This window comes from Pelobacter propionicus DSM 2379 (genome assembly GCF_000015045.1).
Classification (GTDB): domain Bacteria; phylum Desulfobacterota; class Desulfuromonadia; order Geobacterales; family Pseudopelobacteraceae; genus Pseudopelobacter; species Pseudopelobacter propionicus.
Genome location: NC_008609.1, coordinates 2729056 through 2743261 on the forward strand (window position 1 = coordinate 2729056; position 14206 = coordinate 2743261).

13 protein-coding genes are annotated in these 14206 nt (G+C 63.2%); all 13 read right to left on the reverse strand.

Annotation, left to right across the window (positions count from 1 at the left end):
- Window positions 1-19 precede the first annotated feature (19 nt).
- The 13 genes from recG to pyrR all read right to left on the reverse strand — a co-directional run bounded on the left by recG (window position 20) and on the right by pyrR (window position 13958).
- On the reverse strand, window positions 20-2356 hold the full coding sequence (gene recG / locus PPRO_RS12440) for an ATP-dependent DNA helicase RecG (protein ID WP_011736377.1): 2337 nt from the start codon (window positions 2354-2356) through the stop codon (window positions 20-22).
- A gap of 181 nt (window positions 2357-2537) precedes the next feature.
- Entirely contained in the window at window positions 2538-2810 is a 273-nt protein-coding gene (locus PPRO_RS12445) for a PilZ domain-containing protein (protein WP_011736378.1), read from the reverse strand.
- 76 nt (window positions 2811-2886) lie between these two features.
- Window positions 2887-3807: an MBL fold metallo-hydrolase gene (locus PPRO_RS12450; RefSeq protein ID WP_011736379.1), complete on the reverse strand. Its 921-nt coding sequence runs from the start codon at window positions 3805-3807 to the stop codon at window positions 2887-2889.
- Between the two features lie 112 nt (window positions 3808-3919).
- On the reverse strand, window positions 3920-4480 hold the full coding sequence (thpR, locus tag PPRO_RS12455; RefSeq protein ID WP_011736380.1) for an RNA 2',3'-cyclic phosphodiesterase: 561 nt from the start codon (window positions 4478-4480) through the stop codon (window positions 3920-3922).
- A 68-nt stretch (window positions 4481-4548) separates the two neighbouring features.
- Window positions 4549-4749 (reverse strand): DUF1858 domain-containing protein, encoded by a 201-nt coding sequence (locus tag PPRO_RS12460; protein WP_011736381.1) that lies wholly within the window; start codon window positions 4747-4749, stop codon window positions 4549-4551.
- Between the two features lie 22 nt (window positions 4750-4771).
- Window positions 4772-5248 carry a transcription elongation factor GreA gene (gene greA, locus PPRO_RS12465; protein ID WP_011736382.1) on the reverse strand — a complete coding sequence of 159 codons (477 nt, stop codon included), beginning with the start codon at window positions 5246-5248 and terminating at the stop codon, window positions 4772-4774.
- 43 nt (window positions 5249-5291) lie between these two features.
- A complete protein-coding gene (carB, locus tag PPRO_RS12470) occupies window positions 5292-8528 on the reverse strand; it encodes a carbamoyl-phosphate synthase large subunit (RefSeq protein WP_011736383.1) in 3237 nt (1078 codons plus the stop codon).
- A gap of 25 nt (window positions 8529-8553) precedes the next feature.
- Window positions 8554-8880: a DMT family protein gene (locus tag PPRO_RS12475; protein WP_011736384.1), complete on the reverse strand. Its 327-nt coding sequence runs from the start codon at window positions 8878-8880 to the stop codon at window positions 8554-8556.
- Window positions 8881-9837, reverse strand: coding sequence for a radical SAM protein (locus PPRO_RS12480; RefSeq protein WP_011736385.1), 957 nt, complete (start codon window positions 9835-9837; stop codon window positions 8881-8883).
- 17 nt (window positions 9838-9854) lie between these two features.
- Entirely contained in the window at window positions 9855-10976 is a 1122-nt protein-coding gene (gene carA, locus PPRO_RS12485) for a glutamine-hydrolyzing carbamoyl-phosphate synthase small subunit (protein WP_011736386.1), read from the reverse strand.
- 138 nt (window positions 10977-11114) lie between these two features.
- Complete coding sequence (locus tag PPRO_RS12490) at window positions 11115-12389, reverse strand: dihydroorotase (protein ID WP_011736387.1); 1275 nt, start codon at window positions 12387-12389, stop codon at window positions 11115-11117.
- Window positions 12390-12477: 88 nt separating this feature from the next.
- On the reverse strand, window positions 12478-13410 hold the full coding sequence (locus PPRO_RS12495; RefSeq protein ID WP_011736388.1) for an aspartate carbamoyltransferase catalytic subunit: 933 nt from the start codon (window positions 13408-13410) through the stop codon (window positions 12478-12480).
- Window positions 13411-13421: 11 nt separating this feature from the next.
- A complete protein-coding gene (gene pyrR, locus PPRO_RS12500; RefSeq protein ID WP_041532313.1) occupies window positions 13422-13958 on the reverse strand; it encodes a bifunctional pyr operon transcriptional regulator/uracil phosphoribosyltransferase PyrR in 537 nt (178 codons plus the stop codon).
- Window positions 13959-14206: the final 248 nt, after the last annotated feature.

Sequence of the window (14206 nt, forward strand, 5' to 3'; positions counted from 1 at the left end):
TCGATCATTGGTTGGATTCTTACCCGATGGCGCCCAGTTCCAGGCGCTGCCCCCAGCGCCGCAGCAGCTCGTCACGCAGGGGGGCGTTGCCGGACGAGGCCAGGCCGGGATCCTGCTCCAGGAGGCCGAAAGCAGCCTGCCGGGCCTGCTCCAGCAGCGCGCCGTCGCGCAGGATGTTGGCGACCCGGAAATCGGGCATGCCGGACTGGCGCGTGCCGAGGAAATCGCCGGGCCCGCGGATCTCCAGATCGGCCTCGGCAATGCGAAACCCGTCATTGGTGGCTTCCATGACCTTGAGCCGCCTCTCCCCATCCTCGGAAGGTCGGCCGTTTGTCATCAGGATGCAGCGGGACCTGGCAGCGCCCCGCCCCACCCTGCCGCGCAGCTGGTGCAGCTGGGAAAGGCCGAAGCGTTCGGCATGTTCGATGACCATCACCGTGGCGTTGGGAACGTCTATACCCACCTCGATCACCGTAGTGGAGACCAGGATGTCCAACTCCCGGGCCTTGAACGAGGCCATGACCGACTCCTTCTCCTGGGGGTTCATGCGGCCGTGCAGCAGGCCGACGCGCAGGTCGGGGAAGATTTCCTTGCCCAGCTGCTCCGCCATCTGGGCGGCGGCCTTGAGCTCCGACCGCTCGTTCTCCTCAACCAGGGGGTAGACCACATATGCCTGCCGTCCCTGGCCCACCTCGCGGCGGATGGTGTCGTAGACCCGCACGCGTTGCGACTCCGGCGTGACCCTGGTCTCCACCGGCGTACGTCCCGGCGGCAGCTCGTCGATCACCGACAGGGAGAGGTCTCCGAACAGGGTCATGGCCAGGGTGCGGGGGATGGGGGTAGCGGTCATCACCAGGATATCGGGGTTGCACCCCTTCCCCTTTTTCCTGAGGATAGCGCGCTGCAGCACGCCGAAGCGGTGCTGCTCGTCGATGATGCCCAACCCCAGCCGGGCGAACTCGACCTTCTCCTGGATCACGGCATGGGTGCCGATCACGATCCGGGCGCTGCCGTCGGCCACCCTCCCCAGGGCATCGCTCTTCTCCCTGCCGCGCATGCCGGCCGTGATCAGGACGGTGGCTATGCCCAGGTCGGCGCACCAGCGGTGAATGGTGTGCCAGTGCTGTTCGGCCAGGATCTCCGTGGGCGCCATGATGGCCACCTGATAACCGTTCTCCACGGCCACCAGCGCCGCCATCAGCGCCACCAGGGTCTTGCCGCTGCCCACATCCCCCTGCACCAGGCGGTGCATGGGGTGCGGCGCCATCATGTCCTGCTTGATTTCCGACAGCACCCTGCGCTGGGCCCTGGTCAGCTGGAAGGGGAGCATCCTGACCAGCGGCTTGGTGTAGAGGTGATTGACCTGAAAGGCGATCCCCTCCTCCAGGGTCACCCCGCACCTCTTCAGGGCCAGCCCCAGCTCCCAGAAGAAGAACTCGTCGAATGCGATTGCCCGGTGGGCCGCGCTGCATCCACCGTTCAGGTCATCCAGCCGCTCGTCCACCGGAGGGGTATGCAGATGGCCCAGGGAGTGGCGCAGGCCGGGCAGGCCCAGCCTTTCCAGCAGTTCCGGCGGAACCAGCTCGCGGACAAAGGGGATGAAGCGCTCCACCACCTCCCGCATCACCCGGCGCATGACCTTCTGGCTCAGCCCCTCGGTCAGGGGATAGACCGGGATGATGCCGCCGAAATTGAGCGGGTCGGCGCTAAGCAGGTCACGCGGCTCGCTCCCCTCGGCCAGCCACTCCACATCGGGATGGTGGACCTCCAGCTGGGAAGCGAAGCGGGAGACCTCGCCGGTTACCAGGGCTCGTCTGCCCTGCTTCCAGACCCGCTTCATGAAGGTCGGATTGCAGTTGAACCACTTCAGCGTGACCGTCGCGCTGTCGTCGGCCAGCAGCGCCTCGAAGAAGCGCCTCCCTCCCCTGCTGGTCACCGACTCGGCAGACAGGACCCTGCCGGAGAAGAGCTCGTTAAAGCCGGGACGCAGCGCCGCGATGGGGCGCAGTTCGCGGCGGTCTTCATAACGGTTGGGCAGCAGGTAGAGGGCATCCTCCACGCAGGCGATTCCCCGCCTGGCCAGCAGGGCGGACAGCTTGGGTCCCACCCCCTTGACGGAATGCATAGGGGTCTCCAGATTCTTGCGGGCTAGTGCGTCCCCCACCCCCTCGCCGGGTTGCCCGGAGCGTGCGCCCTCTGCCGTCGGAACAGCAGTGGGGAGGGGCGCGGCACGCAGTAGCAGCCCTCCCTGCCCCTCTTCCAGCGACACGCGATCACCCGGTTTCACCCCCAGCCTCTCCAGCAGTTCAGGGGGAATGGTCAGACAACTGTCCGCTGACAGGGTCAGGATCGGCATGCTGTCGCCGTCACAGCGGCCTGAAGCGGCTGCATGACGCAATGGCGCCGCAAACCTGACAGGAGGGCTGGTGCGGGTGCGCGGGATGGGGGGTACAGCAGCGGGACGGATGACACATGGTTCTATTCCGGGAGCGGTTCAAATGGTTGATAGCCGTTTCTGTCGGGCACGGGGCGCAGGATCAGGCCGTGGCCCGCGGCTCGTCGAACTGCAGGCCGACGCCCGACGATATCATGCGCACCACCGTGCAGGCGCACAGTATGGCGTCGGGCTGGGCGGCGAAGGCCAGATAGCACATGTCTCCGGTCTGCATCAGCCGGGGCAGGGAACCGACATCCACCAGCGCCCCGCTGCACGAGATGTTCTCCAGCCTGCCCGCGTATTTGGAGGCGCCATGGTACAGGTACACATCCTGTTTGATTTCAAAGCGTTGATAGCGTCTTCTTTCGGCCACGGAACCACCTCCCTACGGCGAGATTAACCCGGCGCCGACGCAGAAGCGGTGGCGCCGGACAACGCGAGATTTCCCCCTACCCCGCCACCAGGGCCCGGCGCTCTTCCTCGGTGAGGGACTCCACGAACTCCACCATGCCACGCATGCTGTTTCCGAAGAAGGTGCGCTCGCGGGCCTGTATGTCCTTCGGCAGGTTGCGTATGTTCCTGAACTGGTCGTCCCGCTCCAGGAGCCAGGTAAAGAGGGCATCCTCGCGCCGTGACGGCTCCACGGCCAGGGTTTCGGCAACTCCCCTGACCCACAGCACCAGCTGCCGACGGGCAATCTGCAGGTGCTCCAGGCCGTTTTCCACCATGCCATAATGGGCGAATGCCATCTGCCGGGGAGCCAGGGCTGCCATCCGGTCGATGGAATCCAGGGCCACGTCGAGGATGAAGCGGGGTGGCGTTGCCGGGCGCAAGTAGATCCCCTGGTCGACCTCGCAGCGCACACCGGCCACCTCGCCGACAAAGAGGAAGTCATCCAACTGATAGCTGCAGTGGTGCTGGGCGTGGCCGGGAGTCAGGAACGTCCGCAGCCCGATTCCGTCCAGGCGTTCCTCAAAGCGGATACGCTCCTCCGGCACCGCTACGATCTCGCCATAGGCCTCGGCCACGGCGCCCAGCACCTTGCGGGATCCCTGCCAGAGCTTTTCCGGCGCCACCATGTGACGGATGCCATCCTGGTGGCAGAGGGCGATCGCCTCGGGAAACTCCTTCATCAGCGCGCCGGTCCCGCCGGCATGATCGATGTGGATATGGGTGAGCAGCACGTAGTCGAGACGCTTGACCCCCCTGGCCCGCAGCTCCTCGCAGAGGCGGGGAATGGTGGAGAGCGGACCAGGATCCACCAGCAGGGTAAAGCCATCCCCCTGGTAGATCCAGGAATTGATGAATTTGCGGAACCCCTCCAGTGAAGGCTGATCAAGATCGATGCAGGCGAGGTTGTCCAGGTTCATATCATCTCCTTGCGGGGTGCGTTAAAAAGTCCGGTAGTTCTGAAGGGCAATCCGTTCCCAACGGGGACAAGCGAGTTGATTTTTACCCGCAGCGGGCCGGTTTGTCAACGCCTCAGGCTGGCGGGCCGCCACTGCCGCCGGAGAGCGGAAAGCGTTTCAGCGGCGTATGTATGGCGCCTGCGGCAGTCAAGAGGCTCTCGAAGAGGATGAACTCCTGGGCGGAAACCGATGTCCGCTCCAGCGCCAACGGCCGATCCAGAAAGGAGGCACACTCCCGGGCCGCCGGCAGCTTGAGTCGGGCCAGGGTGATATGGGGCGAGAAGGGGCGTTCTTCCTGGGGAATGCAACAGTCGCGGAGGAACTCACGCAGCCGGTCCGCCAGGGAGAGGAGCAACGGCTCCGGTTTCAGCCCCACCCAGAGCACCCGGGGCCGCGCACGGGAGGGGAAGCAGCCCAGCCGGTCGAAGCGCAACCGGAAGGGAGCAGCGCTCACCTGGTCAAGCGCCCTGGCCAGGCCAGCCACCCTCTCCTCCCCCACATCCCCCAGGAATGCCAGGGTCAGGTGCAGCTGATCGGCGGGAACCCAGCGGCTACCGGGGATCGGCACGTTCAGACGACAGAGATCCTGCCGCACGACTTCGGGCAGATCGATGGCAATGAACAAGCGCGGCATGGGAACACCCCCAAACGCGGCGACCCCCGGGAAATCCCGGGGGTCGCTCTTGATGTACGACGAAAAGGCTAGGCTACGGCGTCGTTCAGGTCCTTCAGCAACGCATTCACATCGATGCCGTGGGCATTGGCCCCCTGCTCCAGGCTCTCGTTCTGCGCCCCCATGCAGCCGACACATCCCAGACGGTGTTTGCGCAGCACATCCAGCGACTGGGGGTAGGCCTGCATTACTGCGAAGAAGGTCATGTCTTTGGTTATCTTGTCGGCCATTCTTGTTTCTCCTCGTGGTGTTCTATTCGTACTTGATGTCGATGATCTCGTATTCCTTGGTGCCGGCAGGCACCTTGACCTTGACCGAGTCATCCAGCTTGTGGCCGATCAGAGCCTTGCCCACCGGTGAGGTGCAGGAAATCTTGCCCAGCTTTATGTCGGCCTCGTCCTCTCCCACGATCTTGTAGGTGATCTCCTCTTCCGAGGCGGTATCGTAGAGGGTCACCGTGGAACCGAAGACGACCTTGTCCGGCTTCATGTTGGACAGGTCAACCACATAGGCCCTGGCCAGCTTGCTGTTGAGTTCCTGAATGCGCCCCTCGATAAAACCCTGGCGGTTCTTGGCGGCGTCGTACTCGGCATTTTCGGACAGGTCGCCATGGGAACGGGCCTCGGCGATATCCTGGATAACCTTGGGACGTTCAACCCGTATGAGACGCTTCAACTCCTCCTGCAGCGATTCATAGCTCTCTTTTGTCAGCGGTATTGAATGGGACATCTAACGGAAACTCCTTGACAGTGTATGGGGGCAAAGACCCTCCCTAGTGCAAATAATCCTGCAATGACTTGACACCCAGTTCATGCTCCTTGAGGGCGATGATGCTGTCCACCACGGCCTTTGCTCCGGCAACCGTTGTGTAATAGGCGATGTTGTGCATCAGGGCCTCGCGGCGGATGGAGAACGAATCGACCACCGCTTGGGCTCCCTGGGTGGTGTTGATCACCAGGTTGATCTCGCCGTTCTTGATGGCATCCACCACATGGGGCCGCCCCTCCAGCACCTTGTTGATCCGCTTGACCGGGATCCCCTTTTCCGCCAGATAGGAGGCGGTACCGTCGGTGGCCAGGATGCCAAAACCAGCCTTATACAACTTTTCAGCAGCAGTGACAACATGTTTCTTGTCGGCATTGCGCACGCTGATAAAGGCGTTCCCCTTGAGCGGCAACCTGACGTTGGCGCCCAGTTGCGCCTTGGCAAATGCGTCAGCAAAACTGTCGCCGATGCCCATGACCTCGCCGGTGGATTTCATCTCCGGCCCCAGCAGGGTATCCACACCGGGGAACTTGACAAAGGGGAAGACCGCCTCCTTGACCGACACATGGCGCGGCACGATGTCGCCGGACACCCCCAGCTCCTTCAGGCTTTTTCCCGCCATGATTCGGGCCGCGATCTTGGCCAGGGGGCGGCCGGTGGCCTTGGAAACGAAGGGGGCGGTGCGCGATGCGCGGGGATTGACCTCCAGGATGTAAACCCTGCCATCCTTGATGGCATACTGCACGTTCATCAGCCCCTTGACGTTCAGCTCCAGGGCCATGAGAGAGGTCTGGCGACGGATCTCGGCCACCATCTCGGGGGAGATGGAGTAGGGGGGAAGGGAGCAGGCCGAATCGCCGGAGTGGATGCCGGCCTCCTCGATGTGCTCCATGATGCCGCCGATCACCACCTCCGTACCGTCGCAGAGGGCATCCACGTCGATCTCGATGGCCTCGTCCAGAAACTTGTCGATCAAGATCGGGTGCTCGGGGGAGGCCTGCACCGCTGTGGTCATGTAGCGCCGCAGGTTGTCCACGTCGTAGACGATCTCCATGGCCCTCCCCCCCAGCACGTAGGAGGGGCGCACCACCACCGGGTAGCCGATGCGCTCGGCCGCCTTCTCGGCCTCCTCGAAGGAGCGGGCAATGCCGTTCTCCGGCTGGAGCAGCTCCAGCTTGAAGAGCATCTCCTGGAAGCGCTCCCGATCCTCGGCCCGGTCGATGGCATCGGGGGAGGTGCCGATGATCGGCACGCCGGCCTTCTCCAGGGCCACGGCCAGCTTGAGCGGCGTCTGGCCGCCGAACTGCACGATCACGCCGAAGGGCTTCTCAACCGCCACTATGGAGAGCACGTCCTCAAGGGTCAGCGGCTCGAAGTAGAGCCGGTCAGAGGTGTCGTAGTCGGTGGAGACGGTCTCCGGGTTGCAGTTGACCATGATGGTCTCGAAGCCGTCCTCGGCAAGGGCGAACACGCCGTGCACGCAGCAGTAGTCGAACTCGATCCCCTGGCCAATGCGGTTGGGGCCACCCCCCAGGATCATGATCTTCCTGCGGTCGGTGGGCTCGGCCTCGCACTCCTCCTCGTAGGTGGAGTACAGGTAGGGGGTGTGGGCCACGAACTCGGCGGCGCAGGTATCCACCCGCTTGTACACCGGCTTAACTCCCAGGGAGAGGCGTAAGGAACGCACCTCGTCTTCGCTCCTGTTCCAGAGTTTGGCCAGGGTCTTGTCGGCAAAACCGAACTGCTTGGCCTCGAACAGCTCGTCCCGCGACAGGGCAGCAGGGTCGAGACGCTTCAGCTCCTCCTCCTTTTCCACGATCTGGCGGATGTTGTGCAGGAACCAGGGGTCGATGGCGGTGTGGCGGAAGATATCCTCCACGGTCATGCCGCTGCGCAGGGCATCGGCCAGATACCAGAGCCGCTCACTGTTGGGGATGCGCAGCTTCTCCAGCAGGAGCTGCTGCTCCTTGGCGGTCAGGGCGCGACGGGTCTCGGCGCCCAGGTCGAACAGACGCGAGTCCAGGCCGGAGACGCCGATTTCCAGGGAGCGCAGCGCCTTCTGCAACGACTCCTTGAAGGTGCGGCCGATGGCCATGACTTCCCCCACCGACTTCATCTGGGTGGTCAGGGTGGCATTGGCGGCCGGGAATTTTTCGAAGGTGAAGCGCGGAATCTTGGTAACCACGTAGTCGATGGCCGGCTCGAAGCAGGCCGGGGTCTCGCGGGTGATGTCGTTGGTGACCTCGTCCAGGGTGTAGCCCACCGCCAGCTTGGCTGCGATCTTGGCGATGGGGAAGCCGGTGGCCTTGGAGGCCAGGGCCGAGGAACGGGAGACGCGCGGGTTCATCTCGATCACCACCAACCGGCCATCATTGGGGTTGATGCCGAACTGGATGTTGGAACCGCCGGTGTCCACGCCGATCTCACGGATGATCTTCAGGGACGCGTCCCGCAGGATCTGGTACTCCTTGTCGGTCAGGGTCTGGGCCGGCGCCACGGTGATGGAGTCGCCGGTGTGCACCCCCATGGGATCCAGGTTCTCGATGGAGCAGATGATCACCACGTTGTCGGCCGTGTCGCGCATCACCTCCAGCTCGTACTCCTTCCAGCCGATGACCGACTCCTCCACCAGGATCTCGTCGGTGGGGGAGGCGTCGATGCCGGCCACGGCCATCTTTTCGTACTCCTCCATGTTGTAGGCGATGCCGCCGCCGCTCCCCCCCAGGGTGAAAGAGGGGCGGATGATGGCCGGGAAGCCCACACAGGTGATGACATCCATGGCCTCCTGGCGGTTGTGGGCCAGGCCGGAACGGGGAATTGCCAGGCCGATGTTCTCCATGGCCTGTTTGAACAGGGTGCGGTCCTCGGCCTTCTTGATGGCAGGAAGCTTGGCGCCGATCAGCTCAACGCCAAAGCGCTCCAGGATCCCGCTCTCGGCCACGGCCACCGCGGTATTCAGGGCGGTCTGCCCCCCCAGGGTGGGCAGGATGGCATCGGGACGTTCCTTCTCGATGATCCTGGCCAGGATCTCCGGGGTGACCGGTTCGATGTAGGTGTGGTCGGCGAAGTCCGGGTCGGTCATGATGGTGGCCGGGTTGCTGTTCAGAAGCACCACCTCATACCCCTCTTCTTTCAAGGCCTTGCAGGCCTGGGTACCGGAGTAATCGAACTCGCAGGCCTGACCGATGACGATGGGGCCGGCGCCGATGATCAGGATCTTTTTAATGTCTGTACGTTTTGGCATGTATGTATAACTCCTTCTCTAAAAATTACCTAAAAATGAAGAACACCGCTCCGGCCAGACAAAAGCCGGCCCAGAGGTAGTTCCAGTTGAGGCTGGTCCCCATGTACAGCACCGCAAAGGGGACGAACACGGCCAGGGTAATGACTTCCTGCAGGATCTTCAGCTGCGCCAGACTGAACCTACCGTAGCCCATGCGGTTGGCCGGCACCTGGATCAGGTACTCGAAGAAGGCGATGCCCCAGGAGACCGCAACGGCTATCAGCCAGTGCCGGGTGCGCAGGTTTTTTAGGTGGGCGTACCAGGCAAAGGTCATGAACACGTTGGATATGATTAAAAGAACAACGGTACGCATCTAATCCTGCACCCAGCCGTTCTCCAGGCCGCACGTTTCCAGCCACTCCACTGCCCGCTCATACTCATCATCCGTGATCTTGCGGCAGATCCCGGGGGTCTCGGCGGCCAGGTGGGCGGGGAAGTACTGCCGCATGAGCGAGATGTGCGTCTCCCTGCCCAGGTTCTCGGCGATCCAGGCCAGGGTTTCATCGCTTCCGGCCAGGTTGTCGGGCAGCACCAGGTGACGGATGATCATCCCGCCGGTCGCTACTCCCCGCTCATCCAGCCGCAGGTGCCCAACCTGGCGCAGCATCTCGGCCACCGCCAGGCGGTTGCTGCGGCAATAGCCGGGGGCATTGGAGAGCCGCAAGGCTGTTTCGTCATCCGCATACTTCATGTCCGGCAGATAGACCGCCACCACCCCCTCCAGCAGGGCCAGGGCATCCGGTTTCTCGTAGCCGCTGCTGTTCCAGACCAGGGGCAACCGGAAACCGAGCACGATGGCCAGCCAGAGGGAAGCCAGAATCTGGGGCAGGTAGTGGCTGGGGGTGACGAAGTTGATGTTGTGCACCCCCTGGCGCTGCAAGCGCAGCATCCTCTCGGCCAAGGCGCGGGTGGTCAGCTCCTGACCGTTACCCAGCTGGCTGATGGGGAAGTTCTGGCAGAAGCGGCAACGTAAGGAACAGCCGCTGAGGAAGATGGTACCCGACCCATGATCGCCGGAGATGGGCGGTTCCTCCCCGTTGTGCACGCTGGCCGCGGCGATCTTCGGCAGCAGCCCTGCGCCGCAGATTCCCCGTTCTCCCCCGATGCGGTCCACCCCGCAGTCGTGGGGGCAGAGGTCGCAGGAGCGGAGCCTCCTGTATGCCTCACGGACCCGCTCAAGCAGCTCACCGGAATGGAAGAGTTCCAGGTAGGACGGGGAACCGGGAACCGGGGAGCAGTTTGTCGGATCATGCGTTACGTCGGCCCTCACTCTTCACTCCTCGCTCCTCACCGGTTTCGTTCCATCATCTCCACGAAGCGGCCGAACAGATAGTGGGAGTCGTGGGGGCCGGGAGAGGCCTCGGGGTGGTGCTGCACCGAGAAGATCGGAAGCGTGCAGTGGCTGATTCCCTCCACGGTCTGGTCGTTCAGGTTCTCGTGCCCCAGGCAGGCCGCATCCCCCAGGGAATCCAGGTCAACGGCAAAGCCGTGGTTCTGGGAGGTGATCTCTACCTTGCGGGTGGCCATGTCCATGACCGGCAGGTTGGAGCCGTGGTTGCCGAAGGGGAGCTTCATGGTCTTGCCACCCAGGGCCAGCCCCAAGAGCTGATGCCCCAGGCAGATACCGAAGATCGGTTTCCTGCCGATCATCTTCCTGATCTCCTCCTGCACCGCCACCAACGGTTCCGGGTCACCGGGACCGTTGGAGAGGAAGACACCGTCCGGGTTCATGGCCAGCGCCTCTTCCGCCGGGAAGGAGGCTGGCACCACGGTCACGTCGCAGCCGGCGTCCACCAGGCAGCGGAGGATGTTGTACTTGATGCCGAAATCGTAGGCCACCACCTTGTACTTGAGCGTAACGGGATCCACCTGGGGATAGCCGTCCTTCAGGTCCCAGAGCCCCTCGGTCCAGTGATAGGGTTTGTCGCAGGAGACGCCCGTGGCCAGGTCCAGGCCGGCCATGCTGGGGATGGCCCGCGCCTTGGCCACCAGGCTCTCCCGGTCCAGGTCAATGGTGGAGATGATGCCGTTCTGGGCACCCTTGTCCCGCAGGTGGCGGGTGAGCGCCCGGGTGTCGATCCCCTGGATGCCGATCACGCCGTTCTCCTTGAGGTAGGAGTCCAGGCTCATGCAGGCCCGCCAGTTGGAGTAGCACTCCTGGTACTCGCGGACGATGAAGCCGGAGAGGAACAGGCCGCGGCTCTCGATATCCTCGGCATTGATACCGGTGTTACCGATCTGGGTGTAGGTCATGGTGACCATCTGCCCCTTGTAGGAGGGGTCGGTCAACACCTCCTGGTAGCCGGTCATGGCGGTGTTGAACACCACCTCTCCGCGGGCCTCGCCTCCCGCTCCGAATGATTTCCCCTCAAAGATGCGCCCGTCGGCGAGCGCCAGTAATGCTTTCATAATAGTGACTCCAAAGAAATTCTGTAAAATCCGAAAAACAGCAGACTCACACGAAGGCACGAAGCGCACGAAGAAAACCGCTCTTCATCATCCTGCGTTCCCCTGCAATCTTCGCGTACTTCCCGTGAGCGTTATCTCTTACCGCCTGTACACCACCCTGCCGGCCACGATGGTGGCAACGGCAGCCCCCTTCATCTCCTGTCCCATCCAGGGAGTATTCGTGGATTTGCTGGCCAGCTTGTCAGCCTCCACGACCCACGGGAGAGTCGGATCGATCAGGGTAATGTCGGCCACGGCGCCCTTTGCCAGCGTTCCCCGCTCCAGCCCCAGGATCAGGGAGGGGCAACAGGACATGCGCTCCACCAGCTGGCTCATGGTCAGCACCCCCTGCTCCACCAGCGCCAGCGACAAAGGAAGCGACGTTTCCAGGCCGATGATGCCGTTTGCGGCGACGTTGAACTCCACGTCCTTCTCGTCCAGGTGGTGCGGGGCGTGGTCGGTAGCGATGACGTCAATGGTGCCGTCGCTCAGTCCGGCCCTGATTGCCGCCACGTCGTCGGCCTCCCTGAGCGGCGGGTTCATCTTGGCGTTGGTGTTGTAGCCGCGCACCGCGTCGTCGGTCAGGGTGAAGTAGTGCGGCGCGGTCTCGCAGGTCACCCTCACCCCCCGCAGCTTGGCGTTGCGGATGATGCGCACCGCTCCGCTGGTGGAGACGTGGGCGATGTGGATGGGGGAATTGGTGTACTCGGCCAGCATGACGTCGCGGGCAATGGCGATGTCCTCGGCTACCCGGGGAATCCCCTTCAGCCCCAACTCGGTGGAGGTGAAGCCCTCGTTCATCACCCCCTCCCCCACCAGCGACAGATCCTCGGCATGGGAGATGACCGGAATCTGCATGCCGCGGGCGTACTCCAGGGCACGACGCATCAGCTCTGCGTTGACCACCGGCCGGCCGTCATCGGACACGGCCACGCAGCCGGCCTCCTTGAGTTCGCCCATCTCGGCCAGCCGCTCCCCCTTGGATCCGGCGGTGAGGCAGCCGACGGGGAAGACGTTGCACAACCCGGCCTCCCTGCCCCTGGCGATGACGTAGCGGGCAAGAGCCTTGTTGTCGATCACCGGCTTGGTGTTGGGCATGCAGGCGATGGAGGTGAAACCACCGGCCACGGCCGCCCGGGAGCCGCTCTCGATGTCTTCCTTGTACTCCAGCCCCGGCTCGCGCAGATGCACGTGCATGTCCACCAGTCCGGGAACCACGCAGCATCCTGCCGCATCAACTATTTCTACACCGGCCGGAGCCGTGAGCCCCCTGCCCATCTCCCTCACCAGACCGTTTTCCACCAGCAGGTCCAGCTCTTCGTCCAGCCCCTGGGAGGGGTCGATCACCCGGCCGTTTTGTATCAGAAGGTTCATGTCATCACCTCATTATATTGGTTCCAGGTTCGAGGCTCGAGGCTCAAGGTTTAATCCACGCCCCCTGAACCTTGAACCACGAACCGGTTTATTCCAGCTCCCCTTCGCAGACGTGGTAGAGCATGGACATCCTGACGGCCACGCCGTTCTCCACCTGTTTCAGGATCCAGGACTGGTCGCCATCCACCACGCTGCTGGCCATCTCCACCCCGCGGTTGATCGGGCCGGGGTGCATGACCATGGCATCCGGCTTGGCCAGCTTGAGGTTCTCCGGGTTGAGGCCAAAATAGCGCGCATACTCGCGGGCGTTGGGCATGAGGGTCTTGCCCTGGCGCTCCTGCTGGATGCGCAGCATCATGACCACATCGGCATCCTGGATGGCCTCTCGCAGCGAGTCGCAGACGGTGACGTTGCCCAGGCGCTCCACGCCGGGGGGCATCATGGTCGGGGGACCGGCCAGGAAGACCTGGGAGCCCAGTTTGGTCAGCCCCTGGATGTTGGAGCGGGCCACCCGGCTGTGGCTGATGTCCCCCACGATGGCCACCTTCAGCCCGTCAAGGCGGCCGAAGCGGTCCTTCATGGTCAGCATGTCAAGGAGCCCCTGGGAGGGGTGCTCATGGACGCCGTCCCCAGCATTGACGATCGAGCAGGGGAGTTTTTTGGAGAGGAAGTAGTGCGACCCGGAAACAGAGTGGCGCATGACGATGATGTCCGGTTTCATGGCCAGCAGGTTCAGGGCAGTGTCTGCCAGGGTCTCCCCCTTGGTGGCGGAGCTGGTGGAGGGAGAGATGTTCACCGTATCCGCCGAGAGCCGCTTGGCGGCCAGTTCGAAGGAGGTACGCGTACGGGTCGAGGACTCGTAGAACAGGTTGACGATGGTCTTGCCCCGCAGGGTGGGGACCTTCTTGATGTCGCGATTGTTGATCTCGCGCATGCTCTCCGCCGTGGACAGCAGCAGTTCGATCTCCTGTTTGGTCAGGTCCTGCAGCGCGATGATGTCCTTGTGTTTGAAGTTCGCCATGCCACCCTCCCCTATTTTTCCAACAGCACTTCGCACGCATGGTTGGCGGCGTCGAAAATAACCTGAACGTTCTCTTTCATGCTGGTCGGCACGTTGCGCCCCACGTAGTCGGCCCGGATGGGGAGATCGCGGTGCCCCCGGTCGATCAGCACCGCCAGCTGGATGCAGCGGGGCCGGCCGTGGTCCATCAGGGCGTCCATGGCGGCGCGAATGGTGCGGCCGGTACAGAGCACGTCATCCACCAGCACGACCCGTTTGTTCTCCACGGAGAAGGGGATGTCGGTCCTGCCCACCGGCTGGCGGGACTGGCTGCTGCCCACATCGTCACGGTAGAGGGTGATGTCCACCGTCCCCACCGCCGGCTTTATCCCTTCGATATCCTCAAGGGTAGCGGCAAGTTCCGTTGCCAGGAAGGCCCCGCCGGAACGGATGCCGATCAGGACGACGTCATCCAGCCCCTTGTTGCGCTCCAGAATCTCGTGGGAAATGCGGGTCAAGGCCCGTTTTATGCCGGAGTTGTCCAGAATCACGGTCTTTTCGTCTGCCATGTCGTCACCTCGCGTAGACATAAAAAAAGAGCCTCACCGTGCACGCGCGGCAAGACTCTTCTGTCCTATGAATTATTCGGCTGGTCATCGATTGGTACCCTTGCCAGCCTCTCGGACTGGATTAAAAGGTTCAGAGCAGTGTGCGTTTGAGCTTTGGAAGACTATCACCCCATGCCGGCCAGGTCAAGGAAGTTTTGCCAGCGGCCGGAAAGATGCTGTCGTTCATCGTCGTCCCCTGCCCCGTGATT

Bases quoted from the DNA above. Each gene is read 5' to 3' on its own strand.
- recG (WP_011736377.1), bottom strand. From the start codon at position 2,356: ATGCCGATCCTGACCCTGTCAGCGGACAGTTGTCTGACCATTCCCCCT.
- PPRO_RS12450 (WP_011736379.1), bottom strand. From the start codon at position 3,807: ATGAACCTGGACAACCTCGCCTGCATCGATCTTGATCAGCCTTCACTG.
- thpR (WP_011736380.1), bottom strand. From the start codon at position 4,480: ATGCCGCGCTTGTTCATTGCCATCGATCTGCCCGAAGTCGTGCGGCAG.
- PPRO_RS12460 (WP_011736381.1), bottom strand. From the start codon at position 4,749: ATGGCCGACAAGATAACCAAAGACATGACCTTCTTCGCAGTAATGCAG.
- greA (WP_011736382.1), bottom strand. From the start codon at position 5,248: ATGTCCCATTCAATACCGCTGACAAAAGAGAGCTATGAATCGCTGCAG.
- carB (WP_011736383.1), bottom strand. From the start codon at position 8,528: ATGCCAAAACGTACAGACATTAAAAAGATCCTGATCATCGGCGCCGGC.
- PPRO_RS12475 (WP_011736384.1), bottom strand. From the start codon at position 8,880: ATGCGTACCGTTGTTCTTTTAATCATATCCAACGTGTTCATGACCTTT.
- carA (WP_011736386.1), bottom strand. From the start codon at position 10,976: ATGAAAGCATTACTGGCGCTCGCCGACGGGCGCATCTTTGAGGGGAAA.
- PPRO_RS12490 (WP_011736387.1), bottom strand. From the start codon at position 12,389: ATGAACCTTCTGATACAAAACGGCCGGGTGATCGACCCCTCCCAGGGG.
- PPRO_RS12495 (WP_011736388.1), bottom strand. From the start codon at position 13,410: ATGGCGAACTTCAAACACAAGGACATCATCGCGCTGCAGGACCTGACC.
- pyrR (WP_041532313.1), bottom strand. From the start codon at position 13,958: ATGGCAGACGAAAAGACCGTGATTCTGGACAACTCCGGCATAAAACGG.